The 15,878-nt window shown below is 61.1% G+C and carries 13 protein-coding genes and 1 tRNA gene; 6 read left to right on the plus strand and 8 right to left on the minus strand.

The window, feature by feature from the left end:
• Nucleotides 1-38 precede the first annotated feature (38 nt).
• Both argE and BRAD3257_RS16345 read right to left on the minus strand, forming a co-directional pair.
• Nucleotides 39-1,217, minus strand: a complete 1,179-nt coding sequence (gene argE / locus BRAD3257_RS16335) for an acetylornithine deacetylase (protein WP_122402674.1) — start codon at nucleotides 1,215-1,217, stop codon at nucleotides 39-41.
• 884 nt (nucleotides 1,218-2,101) lie between these two features.
• Nucleotides 2,102-3,202: an IS4 family transposase gene (locus BRAD3257_RS16345; RefSeq protein ID WP_122402675.1), complete on the minus strand. Its 1,101-nt coding sequence runs from the start codon at nucleotides 3,200-3,202 to the stop codon at nucleotides 2,102-2,104.
• Between the two features lie 262 nt (nucleotides 3,203-3,464).
• On the opposite strand from BRAD3257_RS16345, the gene BRAD3257_RS16350 reads away from it, so the two are divergent.
• Complete coding sequence (locus BRAD3257_RS16350) at nucleotides 3,465-4,424, plus strand: IS110 family RNA-guided transposase (RefSeq protein ID WP_122406484.1); 960 nt, start codon at nucleotides 3,465-3,467, stop codon at nucleotides 4,422-4,424.
• Nucleotides 4,425-4,962: 538 nt separating this feature from the next.
• Here BRAD3257_RS16350 and BRAD3257_RS16360 read toward each other — a convergent pair.
• Entirely contained in the window at nucleotides 4,963-5,748 is a 786-nt protein-coding gene (locus BRAD3257_RS16360; RefSeq protein ID WP_122402676.1) for an SDR family NAD(P)-dependent oxidoreductase, read from the minus strand.
• A gap of 132 nt (nucleotides 5,749-5,880) precedes the next feature.
• Between BRAD3257_RS16360 and BRAD3257_RS16365 the strand changes: the two genes are divergently transcribed.
• Complete coding sequence (locus tag BRAD3257_RS16365; protein ID WP_162500229.1) at nucleotides 5,881-6,579, plus strand: histidine phosphatase family protein; 699 nt, start codon at nucleotides 5,881-5,883, stop codon at nucleotides 6,577-6,579.
• Nucleotides 6,580-6,612: 33 nt separating this feature from the next.
• A complete protein-coding gene (locus BRAD3257_RS16370; protein ID WP_122402678.1) occupies nucleotides 6,613-7,380 on the plus strand; it encodes an SDR family NAD(P)-dependent oxidoreductase in 768 nt (255 codons plus the stop codon).
• 69 nt (nucleotides 7,381-7,449) lie between these two features.
• Here the strand turns inward: BRAD3257_RS16370 and BRAD3257_RS16375 are convergent, their stop codons facing one another.
• Nucleotides 7,450-8,619, minus strand: coding sequence for an IS481 family transposase (locus BRAD3257_RS16375; RefSeq protein ID WP_122402679.1), 1,170 nt, complete (start codon nucleotides 8,617-8,619; stop codon nucleotides 7,450-7,452).
• A 204-nt stretch (nucleotides 8,620-8,823) separates the two neighbouring features.
• Nucleotides 8,824-10,059, minus strand: coding sequence for a serine hydrolase domain-containing protein (locus tag BRAD3257_RS16380; RefSeq protein WP_162500230.1), 1,236 nt, complete (start codon nucleotides 10,057-10,059; stop codon nucleotides 8,824-8,826).
• Between the two features lie 149 nt (nucleotides 10,060-10,208).
• On the opposite strand from BRAD3257_RS16380, the gene BRAD3257_RS16385 reads away from it, so the two are divergent.
• The 3 genes from BRAD3257_RS16385 (at nucleotide 10,209) to BRAD3257_RS16400 (ending at nucleotide 11,531) form a co-directional block, all read left to right on the plus strand.
• A tRNA-Trp gene (locus BRAD3257_RS16385) sits at nucleotides 10,209-10,284 on the plus strand.
• Between the two features lie 214 nt (nucleotides 10,285-10,498).
• Nucleotides 10,499-11,290, plus strand: a complete 792-nt coding sequence (locus BRAD3257_RS42240) for an IS66 family transposase (protein ID WP_430648826.1) — start codon at nucleotides 10,499-10,501, stop codon at nucleotides 11,288-11,290.
• A gap of 13 nt (nucleotides 11,291-11,303) precedes the next feature.
• Nucleotides 11,304-11,531, plus strand: a complete 228-nt coding sequence (locus BRAD3257_RS16400; RefSeq protein WP_122402681.1) for a hypothetical protein — start codon at nucleotides 11,304-11,306, stop codon at nucleotides 11,529-11,531.
• A gap of 120 nt (nucleotides 11,532-11,651) precedes the next feature.
• On the opposite strand, the gene BRAD3257_RS41950 is transcribed toward BRAD3257_RS16400, so the two are convergent.
• The 3 genes from BRAD3257_RS41950 to BRAD3257_RS16410 all read right to left on the minus strand — a co-directional run bounded on the left by BRAD3257_RS41950 (nucleotide 11,652) and on the right by BRAD3257_RS16410 (nucleotide 14,173).
• Entirely contained in the window at nucleotides 11,652-12,077 is a 426-nt protein-coding gene (locus BRAD3257_RS41950) for a tetratricopeptide repeat protein (RefSeq protein ID WP_347338429.1), read from the minus strand.
• An 8-nt stretch (nucleotides 12,078-12,085) separates the two neighbouring features.
• Entirely contained in the window at nucleotides 12,086-13,441 is a 1,356-nt protein-coding gene (locus BRAD3257_RS16405; protein WP_347338430.1) for an adenylate/guanylate cyclase domain-containing protein, read from the minus strand.
• 147 nt (nucleotides 13,442-13,588) lie between these two features.
• Nucleotides 13,589-14,173: an ATP-dependent DNA ligase gene (locus BRAD3257_RS16410; protein ID WP_122402682.1), complete on the minus strand. Its 585-nt coding sequence runs from the start codon at nucleotides 14,171-14,173 to the stop codon at nucleotides 13,589-13,591.
• Nucleotides 14,174-15,878: the final 1,705 nt, after the last annotated feature.

Raw genomic sequence — 15,878 nt, forward strand, 5'->3', positions numbered from 1 at the left:
GCCGCCGAGCCGGGACCGAGTCACGTCACGGATATCACCTATGACGGCGCCTTCGCACAATGCGCGATCAGCCTCTCCACGAAGCCCGCGCACTTCTCCAGCTCCGCCATCTCCACGAACTCATCCGGCGTATGCGCCTGCGCGATCGAGCCCGGGCCGATCACCACCGCGGGGACATCGGCCATGCTGGCGAACAGGCTGGCTTCGGTGCCGAAGGCGACCTTGGCGTGGTCATTGCGGCCCGCAAGGCTCTTGGCGAGGGTGACGATCGGGGCGTCGGCGGCGGTGTCGAGCGCGGGGTAGTCGAGGATCTCTTCGAACGTGATGCCGCACTCGGCATTCTTCGCCTTCATCGCCGGCTCGAGTTCGGCCTTGGCCCAGGCGACGATCGCATCCGTGACCTCGCGCGATTCGGTGATGCCAATGCCGCGGCATTCGAACTCCACCGTGCAAGTGTCGGGCACGATGTTAAGCGCCGCGCCGCCATGCACGATGCTGGTGAGCAGCGTCGAGTGCGGAACGTCGTAGAGGCTGTCGGTTGACCGCGCGGCCGCGAGCGCTACGGCGCGGCGGCGGATCTCGACGATCAACTCGGCGGCATATTCGATCGCATTCACCCCATCGGGCGCGATCGAGGAATGACGGGCGAGCCCACGGAACGTGGCGCGCACGCCGTGCTTGCCCTTATGGCCGATGATGACCTGCATCTGGGTCGGCTCACCGATGAAGGCGCCGAGCGGCTTGACCTGCTTCTTCGCGACCTCGCGCAGCATCGGCCGCACGCCGACGCAGCCGATCTCCTCGTCATAGGAGATCGCCAGATGAATCGGCGTCTTGAGCCTCGCCTCCACCATCTCCGGCACCATGGCAAGGCACACCGCGACGAAACCCTTCATGTCGGTGGTGCCGCGGCCGTAGAGCTTGCCGTCGCGCTCAATGAGCTTGAATGGGTCGTGGCTCCAGTCCTGGCCGACGACGGGAACGACGTCGGTATGGCCCGACAGCACGAAGCCCCGCCGGTCGTCCGGCCCGATCGTGGCCCAGAGCGAGGCCTTCTGCCCGGTCGCGTCGACGATGCGCTCACTCTTGATGCCGAATGCGGCGAGGTAGCTCTCGATATGGGCAATCAGGGGCAGGTTGGTGCGGTCGCTGATGGTGTCGAAGCCGACGAGGTCGGCAAGCAGTTTGCGGATGCGATCGGGTCTTGAGCTCTGCATTGTCTCGGTCTGGTCAGGAAATGGAGGCTGAGTTGCCTGCAGGAACCATACCAACGTGATGGCCGGTCGGGCAAATCAACACAGATCCGTAGCCCGGGGATGGAGCGCAGCGCAATCCGGGGCTGGTTTGTCCGCTTGGATGGGATTCCCGGATTCCGCGTCGCTCGATCCCGGCCCACAATCCCTTGCGTTGCCCGTCGGGCAAAACACGCGAGCGGTGGGTCAACGCACCCGGCCAAAAATATTCCGCTTTACCGAAATTCGGAAACGGCGTATGTCTCGCAGCAATCCGGCCCAAGGAAGAGGGGCGTATCGCGATCGTCACGAACGCGGGCCGGGCGGCGGTGGACGTGGGTTGCACCGGCGCGAAGGGTTTTGCAGGGCGGGCAACCGTGAGCGAAGACCTCGCGCCAACGACGGGTGCGGTTCGCGTACGGCAAAATCGTGTGGTCCTGGCGCCCGGGGTCTGTGCGCCAAGTGTTGCGGTGATGTGGCGGCCCGACCGGGCACGTGCATCAGCCATCCGCAAGGCGACGGGGGCAATAGTGCATCGCTCCCCGAGGAGATCACGACATAAGCCGTCAAACCACTGCGCAGGGAAGGCCGGGATGTCTCCGGTTGCCCTGTTTCTCCGCCGTGCATGAAGCATACGCAATCTGCTCTTGGCATGGCGGTCGATGGGAGCCAACCGGCTCCCGGTCTTCCCCATAGGCGTTAAGGTAGCGCGAGCATCGATTGATACGGACGTTTTCGAGGAGGCTCGCGCAGGTGCCGCCCAAGCGCTCGCTTTCTGCGGCGAAAGCAACGGATGGTTGGTTGTGGAATGATCGCTTGTAGCAAGGATGCAACGAGTTGTTGCAAAACACGCCAAGCGCCAGGTGCCGTCAGGCGGCCTGCGTCCAGCGGGGAGAGTCCTCGAAGTCGCGGGCAAGCGGCTCGAGCAGCAGGATGATCAAGAGGTGTGCCAGCAAGTAGGGCTTGGCGGAGCGCGGATCGGTTCCAGGTGGCGTCTTGAGACCAATCAGACTCTTCAGTCGCTTGAAGCCAAGTTCGATGCGCCATCGCAGTCGATAGAGCGCGAGTACATCCTTGGTGGAGAACTCGTCCCGCGCGAGCGACGTGACCAGAATGACCCAATCCGCGGCTTCCAGAGTTTCTTTGGAGATGACGCGGTTTTCGTCTTGTGCGTCGCGCCGGGCTTTACGGCGCGAAGCCGCGACTGCACCGGCGGGCTTCTTGACTGCGACCAGACGCATAGCCAGAGGCGCACCGTCCTTGCGTTTGATCCAAATCCTCCGATCGATCAGTCCGTGCGCCTTCGCCGCACGCAATTGGGCCATCAGATCGAACGCAAGGCCTTTGGCATCAAGCCAACGTGCGTTCTTCCAGCCCGCTCGGATCAAAACGTCTGCCCCGGCGTCGCGCACAGCGGCGATGCGGTCAGGTTGTAGATAAGCGCGGTCAGCAATGCGGATCTCGTTCTTGACCACCGGTATCCGGTCAAACGTTTCGCCTTCTTGCTGATCTGTCAGCTCGAAGTGACCAAAGCGCTCATATGGCAGATCGAATGCACTATGAACGCGCCAAAGCTCACTGTTCCTGCGCGCAGCCGGTCCTGCCTGAGGCACTGTCGTCGCATCGATAATGCGGATCAGGCGGCCTCGGCTCGCTTTCGGGGCTGCCGCAGCGAGCAAGCCCTCCACCAGCACTGCAAACCAATCGCCACATTGACGCAGGCGATAGAACAACGCCACGCTGCTGAGGTCGGCAAGGCCAACAGAAGCGGCCCACGCGGCTGTCGATCTCAACCCTCTTTCACCCAGACAATAGGCCAGCATCAGCCGAAGTAACGACACCGCATCTGGAATTTGGCGCCGCCGCACGAAAGCCTTCGTCTGGCGCGCACTTATTTCAAGCTGCGCAGCCCCGCCGAGCTGCGTAACCACTCTCGTCCAGTCCTCGTTCAGAAGCGATTCGTCTGCCATCCCGCCTTGGAATCACGTGTGATTCCAACACTCAAGAACAAACTTAACGCCTATGCGGTCTTCCCTGCGCCCTTGTGTCCCCGAAATCTGCCAGAATGTGGCAACGGGCGGTTGGATCAGAACCGCCCGTTGCCGGAACTGAGCCCGTTGCGCCCAAAGGCGACAGAGCCTGCTAAAGAGCAAGGGACAGCTCCGGTGTCTTCCTGAACCCGAACAGTTGCAAGGGCTGCGAGCCCGTACCAGGCAAGGAAGGGAGTGGATGATGACACAAGACGATCTGGTTGTCGTCGGCATCGATGTCGCTAAAGACAAGATTGATGCGTGCATTCGGACCGTAACGGAGCGGAAGACTTGCCCAACAACCGCGGCGGGGCGACGGAGCTTGATTGCATGGCTTCGCAAGCATCAGGTCGGCAAGGCAGTGATGGAGGCAAGCGGCGGCTACGAGCGGGTATGGGCCAAGGCGTTGCGCCAAGCAGGGCTGGAAGTACGGATCGTCGATCCCAAACGGGTTCGCCACTTTGCGGAATCGGCGGGACGCCTTGCGAAAAATGACAAGATCGACGCGGAGATGATCTCCTGGTTCGCCGAGACATTCGGCGAGGCTCCCAGCCAAGTCGACAATCCCGCTCACGAGGAGATGAAGGCACTGGTGAAGGGACGCCAAGGCCTGCTTGACGTCAGGGCTCGCCTGGAAATGCAGAAGGAGCATGAGGCGCCGGCCCTTGTTCAGAAGGCTCGCGCGCGTCTTCTTAAGAAGCTGGCTGACGAAATCGCCGCGCTCGAGACCGCGATCGCGGCGACGATCAAGACAACGCCGGACTTTGCCAAACGTGCCGAGATCATCCAGAGCGTACCAGGCTTTGCTGAGGGGACCGCAATGGCGCTGCTTGGAGGACTACCGGAGCTGGGGCAGGTGAGCGACGAAGTTGCCGCCGCGTTGATGGGCGTTGCTCCTTATGACGACGATAGCGGCAAACGTCGAGGTGAACGCTGCATCAAGGGTGGCCGCCGCTGGGTGCGAAATGCCCTCTACATGCCCTGTGTCGGTGCCGCAACGCTGAACAATCCGGTGTTCAAGGCCTTCTACGAACGGCTGATTGCCAAGGGCAAGCCGCCAAAGGTCGCGATCGTCGCCTGCATGCGCAAGCTGATCATCATCCTCAACACCATGATCGCGCGCGGCGAGACGTGGGATCCGAAGAAATACAGGGTGGCCTGACGAGCGCGCCTATCTCGCGCTCGGACCTCGGCCGAGCGCATGCAAAGCCAACAGACCGGTGAGCGGACGGGGTCAAGGCCGTCAGCCGCCGCAGGCGGGGGCGCGCCAGCGCCAGCCTTGAGGCCGGCCGATCGCCGGGCTACTTCGCCACAGTTGCTCTTTCAATTGAGGGTGAGGCGACGAAGCACAGCTCGGGCGAGATGAGCCGCGAGGATGCGAAGGCGTGTCTGCAATTCAGATGCCGGCCGCAGAGCGACGCCGACGCCACTTGCTCCGTCATTGCGCGGAGCGAAGCAATCCAGAGTCATTCCGCGGATGCATTTCTGGATTGCTTCGCTCCGCTCGCAATGACGATGTTGAGGCAGCTGTGCGCGACAAAATCCGCTCTCTCGTGCCCCGGACGCAGCGCAGCGCTCCTCTACCGATGCGCTGCAGAGCCGGGGCCCATGCTGCAGCAAATGCCGCGGCCTGCTGGGTCCCGGCTCGGCGCCGCAACGCTTGCGCGCTGCAGCGCGTCCGGGACACAAAAGTGTACGAACTAAACCGGCTTCCCCGTATACGGCATCGATGCCGTCAAGCCTCCGTCGACGGGGAACGCCTGGCCGTTCACATAGGACGCTTCGTCGCTCGCCAAAAACAACCCCATCGCGGCGAGCTCGTGCGGCTGGCCGGCACGCTTCAGCGGATTGAGTTGGCCGATCTTGTCTTGGGTGCCGCGCTCCTTGGCGCGGTCGAAGATCGGCTTCGTCATGCCGGTTTCGATCAGGCCCGGGCACACCGCGTTGATGCGCACGCCGGTGCCGGTGAGCGAATAGGCCGTGGTCTGCACCAGGCTGATCACGCCGGCCTTGCTCGCCGCATAGGGATGCCCGCTGGCGCCGGCCTTGAGGCCCGCGACGGACGCGGTCAGCACGATCGCGCCGGACTGCTGCTTGACCATGTGCGGCATCGCGTATTTCACCGCGAGGAACGGCCCGATCAGATTGACCCGCAAAATCTCCTGCCAGTGCTCCACTGTCTGCTCGGCGAGCGGAACGAGGCCGCCGGAGATGCCGGCATTGGCCCAGATCACGTCGAGCCGGCCATGCGCCTTCACCGCTTTGTCGATCACGGCGATGACGTCGGCCTCGGAGCCGGCATCCGCCACCATGGCTTCCGCAACGCCGCCGGCCTTCTTCACCTCCTCGACGGTCTCCTTCACCGCCTCGGTACGATCGACCGCGATCAGCCTGGCGCCTTCCCTGGTGAACAGCAGCGCAGCCGCACGGCCGATGCCGCTGCCGGCGCCGGTGATGATGACGGATTTGCCTTGCAGGCGGCCCATGCGTTTCTCCCTTTGCTCGCACGCGGCCCTTGCCGCGCGACGGAATTTCAAACAAGATTTCAAACGGTAAAGTGTCTTGAGACACGTTCGTTACTGACGTACAGCGACATCACACGGGATGGAAGGGTTTCGATGGCTGGTGCAGACAGGCCGAATGTGGTCATAACACGATGGTGGTGGGTCCGGCACGCGCCAGTGCGCAATGACGGCGGCAACATCTACGGCCAGTCCGACATCGCCTGCGATACCAGCGACACCTATGTGTTCAACGCTGTTGCCAAGGTGCTGCCACGCAAGGCAGTCTGGTATTCGAGCAATCTGATGCGCACGCATCAGACCGCCGAGGCGATCTGGGCCGCCGGCTTTCCAAGGCCTGCGTCGATGAAGTGGGAAGCGGATCTTGCCGAGCAGAATCTCGGCCGCTGGCAGGGCATGAACCGCGCTGAATTCATCGCGAGCCGTCCCGTCGGCGCCAGTTGGTTCGCCGATATCAACGAGCCCGCGCCAGGCGGCGAAAGCTTCATGGATCTCTACAACCGCACGCGCCGCACCATCGAGCGGATCAACAACGAGGCGGCAGGGCAGGACATCATCGCGGTCGCGCATGGCGGCACAATCAAGGCGGCACTCGGGCTTGCGCTTGACGGCCAGCCGGAGCGGGGGCTCTCGTTCGACATCGACAATTGCTCGGTGACGCGGCTGGACTATTTTGCCAGTCCCGAACGCACGGTCTGGCGGCTGCCGATGGTCAACCAGCAGCCCTGGATCGCAGATGACGCGCACGCGGCGATGCATCAGCCGGCAGGACCGGAGGTCAAGAAGCTCGCCTGACACTGAATACGAAAGTCAATCTGGGAGAGAAACATGACCTTGTTCGACATGAAGGGGAAAGTCGCCGTCATCACGGGATCGACGCGCGGCATCGGGCTCGCGATCGCCGAGCGCATGGCCGAGCACGGCGCCAAGGTGGTGATCTCCTCGCGCAAGGCCGACGTGTGCGAGCAGGTGGCGAAGAGCATCAACGACAGATTCGGCAAGGCCACCGCCGTTGCGATCGCCGCGAACATCTCGTCGAAAGAGAATTTGCAAAACCTCGTCGACGAGAGCAACCGCGCCTTCGGCAAGATCGACGTGCTGGTCTGCAATGCGGCGTCGAATCCGTATTACGGTCCGCTCGCCGGCATCTCCGACGATCAGTTCAGGAAGATCCTCGACAACAACATCGTTGCCAACAATTGGCTGATCTCGATGGTGGTGCCGCAGATGATCGAGCGCAAGGACGGCTCGATCATCATCGTCTCCTCGATCGGCGGCCTCAAGGGCTCGACCATCCTCGGTGCTTACGCGATCTCGAAAGCCGCCGACATGCAGCTCGCGCGCAATCTCGCCTGCGAATACGGCAAGCACAATATCCGCGTGAACTGTATCGCGCCCGGCCTCATCAAGACCGATTTCGCGAAAGCGCTGTGGGACAATCCGGAGAACCTGAAGGCTTCGACCTCACGCTCGCCGCTGCTGCGTATCGGCATCCCCGACGAGATCGCGGGCGCGGCGGTGTTCCTGGGCTCGAAGGCCGGCGACTTCATGACCGGCCAGACCATGGTGATCGACGGCGGCGCGACGATCAGTTGAGGCGATAGAGCGCAGAAGGGAAGCGGCACGCAGCCTACCCACAACCAGTGTCATCGCCCGCGAAGGTGTTCAGCCCGGGGACATGACCGACGGGTGTTCGGGGACATAGCCGACACATTCTCCGCTCGCCAAGTCGATGATAGCGACTTGGTGGGCGGCAAAGAAGATCCCGTATTGCGCATCGTTTGCCGAGGGGCGGATGGCGAGGCGCTCGCCACGGAAGGCCTGTGGCACTTTCCAAAGACGTCCCTTGAAGCTGACATAGGCTTTGGTCGTGGAGACGCGGCGCACGATCTCATGGCTGTCGTATTCGACCTGTGGCAATCGATCGGGCATTGGTCGCTGGCTGGGCCGATATCGACTGGCCGGGACCTGTTGTCCGAGCGCCTCGTGTGGCCGTTCGAAGTTGTAGACTTCCCGCCAGGCGTCGAAGGCACGCTGCGTCTCTGCGAGATCGCGGAACTGTCGCAGTGCGAACACCTCAGCCGCGAGGGTGCGGTGGAATCGTTCATTCTTGCCGCGGCTTTGCGGGTGATATGGGCGGCTGTGGATGACGGCGACGCCAAGCTTGAGCAGCCACACCGAGAACCGTGTCCATCGCTCGCCGGAAGGATCACCCCAGGGCGAACCATTGTCGACGAAGAAAGCCTCCGGGAGCCCGTAGTGGCGAAAGGTCTTCTCCAAGCGGCTGCGCACGGTATCTGTGCGTTGATCGGCACAGGCCTGCAGGCACAGATCATAGCGGGAGTGGTCATCCACCACCGTCAGAGGATGGCACTGGGTATCATTGCCGAGCCGAACCCAGCCTTTGAAGTCCATCTGCCACAACAGATTGGGGGCCGGCATCTCGAAACGCTGGCTTGCCGTCGGGCCGCCGATCGGAGGCTTGATGCGGCCAGACCGACGCAAGATCTGATGAACTGTTGAGACTGCTGGCGAACGCAAGCCATTGCGCTCCAGGCAGTGAGCTATCTTGCGAGCTCCCCATGCCGGATGGGCATCGCGTACCGCGAGAATACGTGCCTCAAGCTCGCAATCGGTCTGTCCCGGGCTCGCATGCGGTCGGCGCGAGCGGTCGTCGACATTCTGATCCGCTTGCCATCGTGCAAGCCATTTGTAGCCCGTGTCGGGATGGATATTGAACCGCCGGCAGAGCTCCCGCCGGTTCGCTCCCTCCTGCATCGCAAGCCGCACGAACTCCCGCCGCTGATCCATCACCGACACCTCTCGCCAGGGCATGGACTTGGCCTCCTTTACTGCCAAATCCCTGCACTATGATGTGTCGGCTATGTCCCCGAACACCCGTCGGTCATGTCCCCGGGCTGAACAGAAGGCGGGGCGATCCAGTACTCCGCGGCGGAAGTTGCGTGAACGAACTGCTGCCGCAGGTCGTACTGGATGCCCCGTAAATGTGGGTATAAGGGTCGCGCCTAAGCGCGGACCTCACTCCACCGCCGCGTAAACCAGATCCCGCACCAGGGTTCGCGTGTAGTCGCGCTGGCCCGGGCCCTGGCTCATGAAGACCGCGAACAGATCCTCCTTCGGATCGATCCAGAAGAACGTGCCGGCAATGCCGCTCCAGAAATACTGGCCGACGCTGCCAGGGAAGGGGGCGATGCCGGCCTCTCGGCGCACGGCAAAGCCGAGACCGAAGCCGTGGCCGGGCGACAGCAGCGTGCCATTCGTCACAACATGCGGCCCGAGATGATCGGACGCCATCAGCGCCAGCGTCTTGCGGCCGATGATCCTGTTGCCGTCGAGCGTGCCGCCATTGCGCAGCATCAGGCAGAAGCGGGCATAGTCCATCGTGGTCGAGACCAGGCCGCCGCCGCCGGACTCCATCACCGGCTGCTCGAGCATGTTGAACAGCGCGACCTTGTCGCCGGTCCAGGGGTCGATCGCGAATGGCTCGGCAAGACGCCCGGCATTGGCCGCGGGGGTCGAGAAGCCGGTCTCGGCCATCTGGAGCGGCGCGAGCACGCGCTCGGTGAGGAACGTGCCGAGCGTTTTGCCGCTGACGACCTCGATGATGCGGCCAAGGATGTCGGTGGACCGACTGTAGTTGAACTCCGCGCCGGGCTGGCAGACCAGCGGAAAGCTCGCCACCAGTGCGGCATGCTCGGCATTGGTGATCTTGCGGCTGCGGACGCGGGAGTCCTGGTAGAGCTTGTGCACGGGGCCGTCGCCCTGGTGCTCGTAGGTGAGGCCGGAGGTGTGGCGGAGCAGGTCCTGCACGGTCATGGGCCGCGTCGGCGGCACCAGCTCCAACTTGCCGTCCTTGACGACGCCGACCTGCTGGCTCGCGAACTCCGGGATGAATTTTGCGACCGCGTCGCTGAGCAGGAGCTGGCCGTCCTCGACCAGCGCCATGATGCCGACCGAGACGATCGGCTTGGTCATCGAGAAGATGCGGAAGATCGAATCGCGCGCCATCGGCGCCGCGCCCGCCGGGCCCTGCTTGCCGAGCGCCTCGAACCAGCCGATTTGGCCGCCCCTCGCCACCAGTACGGTGACCCCGGGAACGGTTCCCTTGTCGATCTCGCGGCTGAAGGCATCAGACATGGCCTGGAGACGGGGGCGCGACAGCGCGAGCGTCTCGGGGCGGGCCTCCGGCAAAGGCGGGGTGTGGAGCGCGATCGGTGCCTGTTGGGCGGCTGTGGCGGTCGTTGTAACGGTCATGGGCACTCCCGATTGTTTTTCGTTATGGCCAATGGACTGTGGCCCAGAAAGCCCGGCACAAACAAGCGAAGCCGGCGCGGTTCACCCTTGCAAACCGGCCGCTCTCTGTGCTTGAAAGCGCCCCTGATCCGCGGCGACGCTGGGTCTATAGGAGTGTAGCTCAATTGGTAGAGCACCGGTCTCCAAAACCGGGGGTCGCAGGTTCGAGCCCTGCCACTCCTGCCAGTCAAATCAGTGACTTAGCGGCGGACCAGATCGAACGTTTTCGGAACGCGGACACTTTTCCGGACACTTCTCGGATCAGGTCATCGCTTTCGACAGGTTGGCGATAGCCTCGGCCACCTTCGCATCAGTTTTCTTCGTCCACCTCGCATAGGACCGCAACAGTGGGGCGATCGTCTCCGACGACCGCGGCCATAGCGGCCCAAGTCCGCCGATCGTGCTGTTCCGATATGCTTCCGGTCGCAGCGGCGCCTTCGCTGAGCAGTTCCTGGACCGCTTCACCGGACGCTTCCTGCAATGCGATGCCTATGACGGTTATGATCGACTGATCGAAGTCGCTCGACCGCAAGGGCCGTGGACGCTCGTACATTGCTGGAGCCATTTGCGCCGGCGCTTCGTCAAATTGGCCCGCAACAGTAAATCGCCGATCGCCGAGGCCGCCGTCCGGCAGATCGCACAGCTCTACGCCATCGAAGCCATGGTACGCGGTTCATCGCCGGATATCAGGCTGGCCGCGCGCAAGGAACACTCGCTGCCGCTCGTCCAACGACGTCAACCCGGTCGCCTACATCGCCGAAACGCTCACGGCGATCATTGCCGGCCATCCCCAAAGCGAAATCGACGACCTCATGCCGTGGCGATTCCGCAAAACGTCAAGCCAGCCTCAATAGGGTCACGGCTAAGCGCTTACGAATGTCCCAACTCCCGAAGAGCGCCGCGCGATCGAAGCGAAGGTTTCGCCCCAGCGGCGAGCCGAGATCGAAGGCTTCGTCAAATCGCTGGCACCGGTGATCGGCGATTTCGTGCTGGCGGCAATCACGCCGCTGAAAGACCGGATCAAGGAACTCGAATCAAGGCCGACACTGCGCTACCTGGGCGTTTTGGGATGCATCGCGGACGTATCCGCCGGGCTCCTTCATCACGCATGGGGGTTCGGTTTCGCATGCCGACGTGGAAAACACCGGCGTTCGGCCGGGTGAAGGCGGAAATATTTGGCGACTGGCCGTGAAGCGGGGAGCAAAATGACTTTAGATGAAGCAAACGCTGAGTTGTGCCGCCATCGCGATCTTGCGCTCACGGCCTATGCACACCGTCTGCTCGCTCAAGGTGCCGACATTCACGGGAAAGAGTTTCGTGCGGACCTGGCGAAATATGCCGGCGAGCTGGAGGCGTGGCGGAGCAAAGCTATGGATCGCTTGCGGCAGTTTGTCGAGGCGATGACGGAGCGGCCGTTCGCGACGTTGCACTGACTGGCCGATCATAGCTCTAAGCGCAGCAAGGATTTCGTTAGCGCCGTTAGTCTGCCGTTGTGGGAAAAGCGGAAGTCGCGATTGCGTAGTTCGACTTCCGAGTCTGACCCACAACGGACATCACCCCTCGGGCACGGCGACCAAATGCAGGCCCTTCATGAGACGCCTACTCCCGACACGAAAAATAGGATCATCGGAAAGCCAAACTTTCTTCAAGCGACTGATGGTGAAAGTCGGATCAAGCGCAAGTCCCTCTTTTCTAGCCGCCAGCGCCTCATCCATTTTCCCGAGAAGCGCAAGCGTAGCGGCGCATACGAAGTGCGCTACGGGATAATTTGGGTTGGCCTTCAAACTTCGACGCAACCACTCAGTTGCTTCGGCATCGTCTCCGAGGTGTAATTTGGCCAAACCAACATAATACATCCAGCGGTGCGCACCTTCATCGCGAGGGGAAATGCGCAATGCTTCTTGTACACAAGTCTCCGTTTCTGCAGGGCGACCGAGCAATAATTTGGCGGCACCAAAGAGAGCCTGGGCTTCGGCCAAATTTCGGTTCAAAACCAATGCTTGCTCGCATTCAGCAACTCCTTGTGCCGCTCGTCTCGTGCACAACTGGACGATACCCAGAGCCATGTGAGCAGTGGCGTGTTGCGGATCCAAGGAGAGGGCCTTGAGCGACGCCGTTTCGGCCGCAGCGAAGCGCTCGTAAGGGCCATCAGCGAACACAATACCGCGAGTGCCGCATCGACCAACGCGATACTTACCAACGCTTCGACGTTATCCGGTTCGAGTTCTAAGGCCCGCGCGAAGAAACTTCGCGCCTGCATCATGTGGCCCGGGGTCCAACTTTTGTTCCAGCGAGCCATTCCCTGGAAGTACAAGTCCAAGGCGCTCGGATGCAACGAGCGTTCCGCCCGCCTTGCCTCAGCCGCAATAAGTTGAGCATTTAGCGTGTTGGCCAGTCTAGATACAATTTCATCCTGCATCTCGAAGAGATCAGAGATCGGTTTGTCAAAACGGTCCGCCCAAAGGTGACTACCTGTTTCGGTATCGACAAGTTGTACGTTCACTCGAAAGCGGTTGCCGCTCCGCTGCACCGAGCCTTCAAGCACATATTGAACATTTAACTCGCGGCCGATCTGTTTGAGATCAATCGGTTTGCCCTTGTAGGTAAATGCGGTGTGGCGGCCGATTACGAACGAGCCGCTGATCCGCGACAAATCGGTGGTCAAACTCTCGGTCACGCCATCGACGAAGTGTTCCTGCGCGGGATCGTCGCTGAGGTTGGAAAAAGGCAGCACAACAATGGAGAGACGAGGCGGCGAACGCGTGGACGGCCCGATGCCATCACCGCGTATCGCTGGGCGGCCTCCATTCGGGACGGCCGCATAGGCCCGGACCGGAACGGCGATATTTTTGAGATTCTGCTCTCCCAGATCGGCGAACTCAGTGCTGACCTTGCCTCGGACGTGGACGTAAGCAGAAGAAGAGATACAGATGCCGCCAGGTTCTGCGATGCTCTCAAGCCGCGCCGCAATATTTACGCTATCGCCAAAAATATCATGCGGCTCAACAATCACGTCGCCGACGTTGATGCCGACACGGAAAACAATTTGTCTCTCTTCCGCATCAGCTGCTGCAAGCTCTTTGATGCGGGTCTGAAACTGCACGGCGGCTCGAACCGCTTCGACCGCACTGGGAAACTCCGCCAAGAACCCATCGCCGGTGTTCTTCACGACACGTCCGCCGTGTTCGGCGATTGCGGGCGCAACAGCATCCGCCATCAGCGCTGTCAGCTTGGCGTGCGTAGCTTCTTCGTCATTGTGCATGAGCCGTGAATAGCCAGCCACGTCGGCGGCCAATACCGCCGTTAGCCTGCGCTCGACCCGGGGTGGCCGCTCCTGCACCATCTCTCGCCCCAACCGATGAAACATTGTACGACGGATCGCGTGGCCACACTATACGCCTGACGTCGCCTGTTGTGCCCCAACGCGTAGTGGACCGATCGATCGTTGAGGTCTGCTATTAGTGGCAGATCGGACCTGCCGCTCTACCGATCATAGCTCCCACTCCATCGCTGGATGACTACGGTTTTTCACCTTTACCCAATGCTTGCTCCGCCCTGGTTGATAGGGCCGATCTCTTCTTTTTGACACCAGTCCCTCAAGGCCCAGGTTGCAGGCCGCTCGAAACAGATCAGGCCCAAGCTCGCCCCGCTCAAACGGATTGACGAACACGCCTTCAGGACGCCGCGCCAGCAGCTCCAAGTTCGCCTTCCGCATCGACAAGGGGAGCAAGCGGAGATCGTCACCGCCTTCGACGAGAATATCAAAGGCGCAGAACTGCACCTCATGATCGTGCTTGCGGGAATGCAGCGCGTTGAAATCGGAGATGCCATCGACGCCCAGCACGACCGCTTCGCCGTCGAGTACGAATTGCTTCTGGCGGACCTTGCGCGCGGCTTCGACGATCCAGGGATAGCGGCTGGCCCAATTGTAGCCGCCCCGCGTGATCAGGCGCACGCGGTCGCCATCGCGCTCCAAGCGGAGGCGATAACCGCCGTATTTCACTTCATGAATCCAATCCGGGCCGTCGGGGACCGTCACGCCCTTCGTCGGCAGGCAAAACTCGAAAGAACGCATTCGGGAAAAATAAGCATTCGCGCACTTGAATACGAGAGGGAGCAACCGAGGTCGAAAGCTGCGGCCTTCTCTACGGCCTCCGTTTTTTGAGCCCCGCTGGCAGCGGGAACCAATGGTTGGAAGCTAAAATTAATCCTTTCGGATCGCGCCTCGATAACGTGATGCCGACAAAGGACCTCAGCTCGGCGCCAGCCCCGGAGCTGAGGTCCTTTTTGTCGCTTGTGTACATTTTTGTACAAAGCGCCGGAACGCAGTTCGGATTTCTGACTTCGTCCCACTGGGACTTCGATTTGGATAAAAGACGTGCCACGCTACACCTCGTTCGCCCGAGAGGCCGCAGCAACGCTGCTGCGAATGGCAAAAACAACAAAAGACCCGCAGGTTGCGTCCGGATTGATCCAGCGGGCGGCCATGAATTAAACAAATTAAAAGAAGTAAATAGGTTCCAATCACAGAATGTCAGAGAGACTTGCCTATTTGGCTGTGCCCCGGTGCACTGCGGAACTGAATTGACTAGACGCCGTCCCGGAAAGGGAATTCAGTGGTTCCATCCTGAAGACAGCCGGTGCACTCTAACATAGGAGGAGCCGTAGCGTGATTATCAGAGAACCCTATTTCGACACGTATTCGATCCCGGCGCGCGTCTGTTTTGCCATCGCGCTCGTGGGTGGCGCACTACTGGTCCTAGTCGTTGGGAGCATTTAGTTCACAAAATAACGCGCTCGAACTGTGGTACGGCGCATGATGTTGGGCACCATGCCTAGAGAGATCGCTATAGCGCTCTGGTCCCTAGCCGCCGCCTGCATAGTGGCGTTCAGCGTTGCCGCGCTCGTATCCCCGCATTAGCAAGTAAGGCGCACTCGGCGGCCTCTGTCATGCGGAAGATGGTCTGCAATTCAGCCTGTAGCCGACCAAAGCTCTAGCCCTTGTCACGCACGTCCACTGCCTCTCACCGGCCGCCTATCCACCGCAGCCTCTGGCCCCTGGGGCCATCTATCTCGGAGGTTTTAATCCCCGCGAGGCGAGCCATTTTTCGATCTCCGTGCAAGTCTGGGCGTCATCGGCTTTGGCCTGCCGGATGATCCCACGCTCGTTTCGCAAAAACAGCAGTCCTGCCGCTCGACCAGTCAGACGAGCGATCTGCAGCAGCCGTGCATTCATCCTTACCGTCGCCCCGCGCCGTCGCATTGCATTCCTCCCTCAGACCCTGGAGGAAGAAACTAAGCTCGGAATGAAATGGTGTCATCATTGCTCTTGATGTGGAGCACGCGCGCCAGCTCTCAGTAGCATTCGAAAGCGATGTGAAGCATCAAGCGAATAGAATTTGCGGTTAACCGAACGCACAGCAGATAATGAGACATCTGAACCCCGAAAATGAGTGCGTTTGCCTGCATCCTTTGCGTCGCCAAGTCTGGTTTCGATGAGCCACCAAAAAAAACGGCTCCAGTTGTGGGACTGGAGCCGTCACCTTCCTTAACAGCGCTTCCGAAAATTGGGGGGCTTGAGGTTCGGAAGAGCACCTTCATTCTGCGATGCGTTTTTGGATCGCGTCAATGCTTAGCACTCGTCCAGACAAAAAGTCAGACGATTGCGCTGTCATCTAAACCAGTCAAACACCGGACTTTCACTCGTCATTTTAATCTGCGAGACTTTCAATCCGACACAAACAATGGCTTGCGAAAAGCAAGTCCGAAGGAGGTTCGCA

This window comes from Bradyrhizobium vignae (genome assembly GCF_900324035.1).
GTDB classification, from domain to species: Bacteria; Pseudomonadota; Alphaproteobacteria; order Rhizobiales; family Xanthobacteraceae; genus Bradyrhizobium; species Bradyrhizobium vignae.

Bases quoted from the DNA above. Each gene is read 5' to 3' on its own strand.
- BRAD3257_RS16360 (WP_122402676.1), bottom strand. From the start codon at position 5,748: ATGGGCCGCCTGCAAGGCAAATCCGTCATCATCACCGGCGCCGGCAGC.
- argE (WP_122402674.1), bottom strand. From the start codon at position 1,217: ATGCAGAGCTCAAGACCCGATCGCATCCGCAAACTGCTTGCCGACCTC.
- BRAD3257_RS16400 (WP_122402681.1), top strand. From the start codon at position 11,304: ATGACTTTAGATGAAGCAAACGCTGAGTTGTGCCGCCATCGCGATCTT.
- BRAD3257_RS16350 (WP_122406484.1), top strand. From the start codon at position 3,465: ATGACACAAGACGATCTGGTTGTCGTCGGCATCGATGTCGCTAAAGAC.
- BRAD3257_RS16380 (WP_162500230.1), bottom strand. From the start codon at position 10,059: ATGACCGTTACAACGACCGCCACAGCCGCCCAACAGGCACCGATCGCG.
- BRAD3257_RS16405 (WP_347338430.1), bottom strand. From the start codon at position 13,441: ATGGTGCAGGAGCGGCCACCCCGGGTCGAGCGCAGGCTAACGGCGGTA.
- BRAD3257_RS16375 (WP_122402679.1), bottom strand. From the start codon at position 8,619: ATGCCCTGGCGAGAGGTGTCGGTGATGGATCAGCGGCGGGAGTTCGTG.
- BRAD3257_RS16370 (WP_122402678.1), top strand. From the start codon at position 6,613: ATGACCTTGTTCGACATGAAGGGGAAAGTCGCCGTCATCACGGGATCG.
- BRAD3257_RS16410 (WP_122402682.1), bottom strand. From the start codon at position 14,173: ATGCGTTCTTTCGAGTTTTGCCTGCCGACGAAGGGCGTGACGGTCCCC.
- BRAD3257_RS16345 (WP_122402675.1), bottom strand. From the start codon at position 3,202: ATGGCAGACGAATCGCTTCTGAACGAGGACTGGACGAGAGTGGTTACG.
- BRAD3257_RS16365 (WP_162500229.1), top strand. From the start codon at position 5,881: ATGGCTGGTGCAGACAGGCCGAATGTGGTCATAACACGATGGTGGTGG.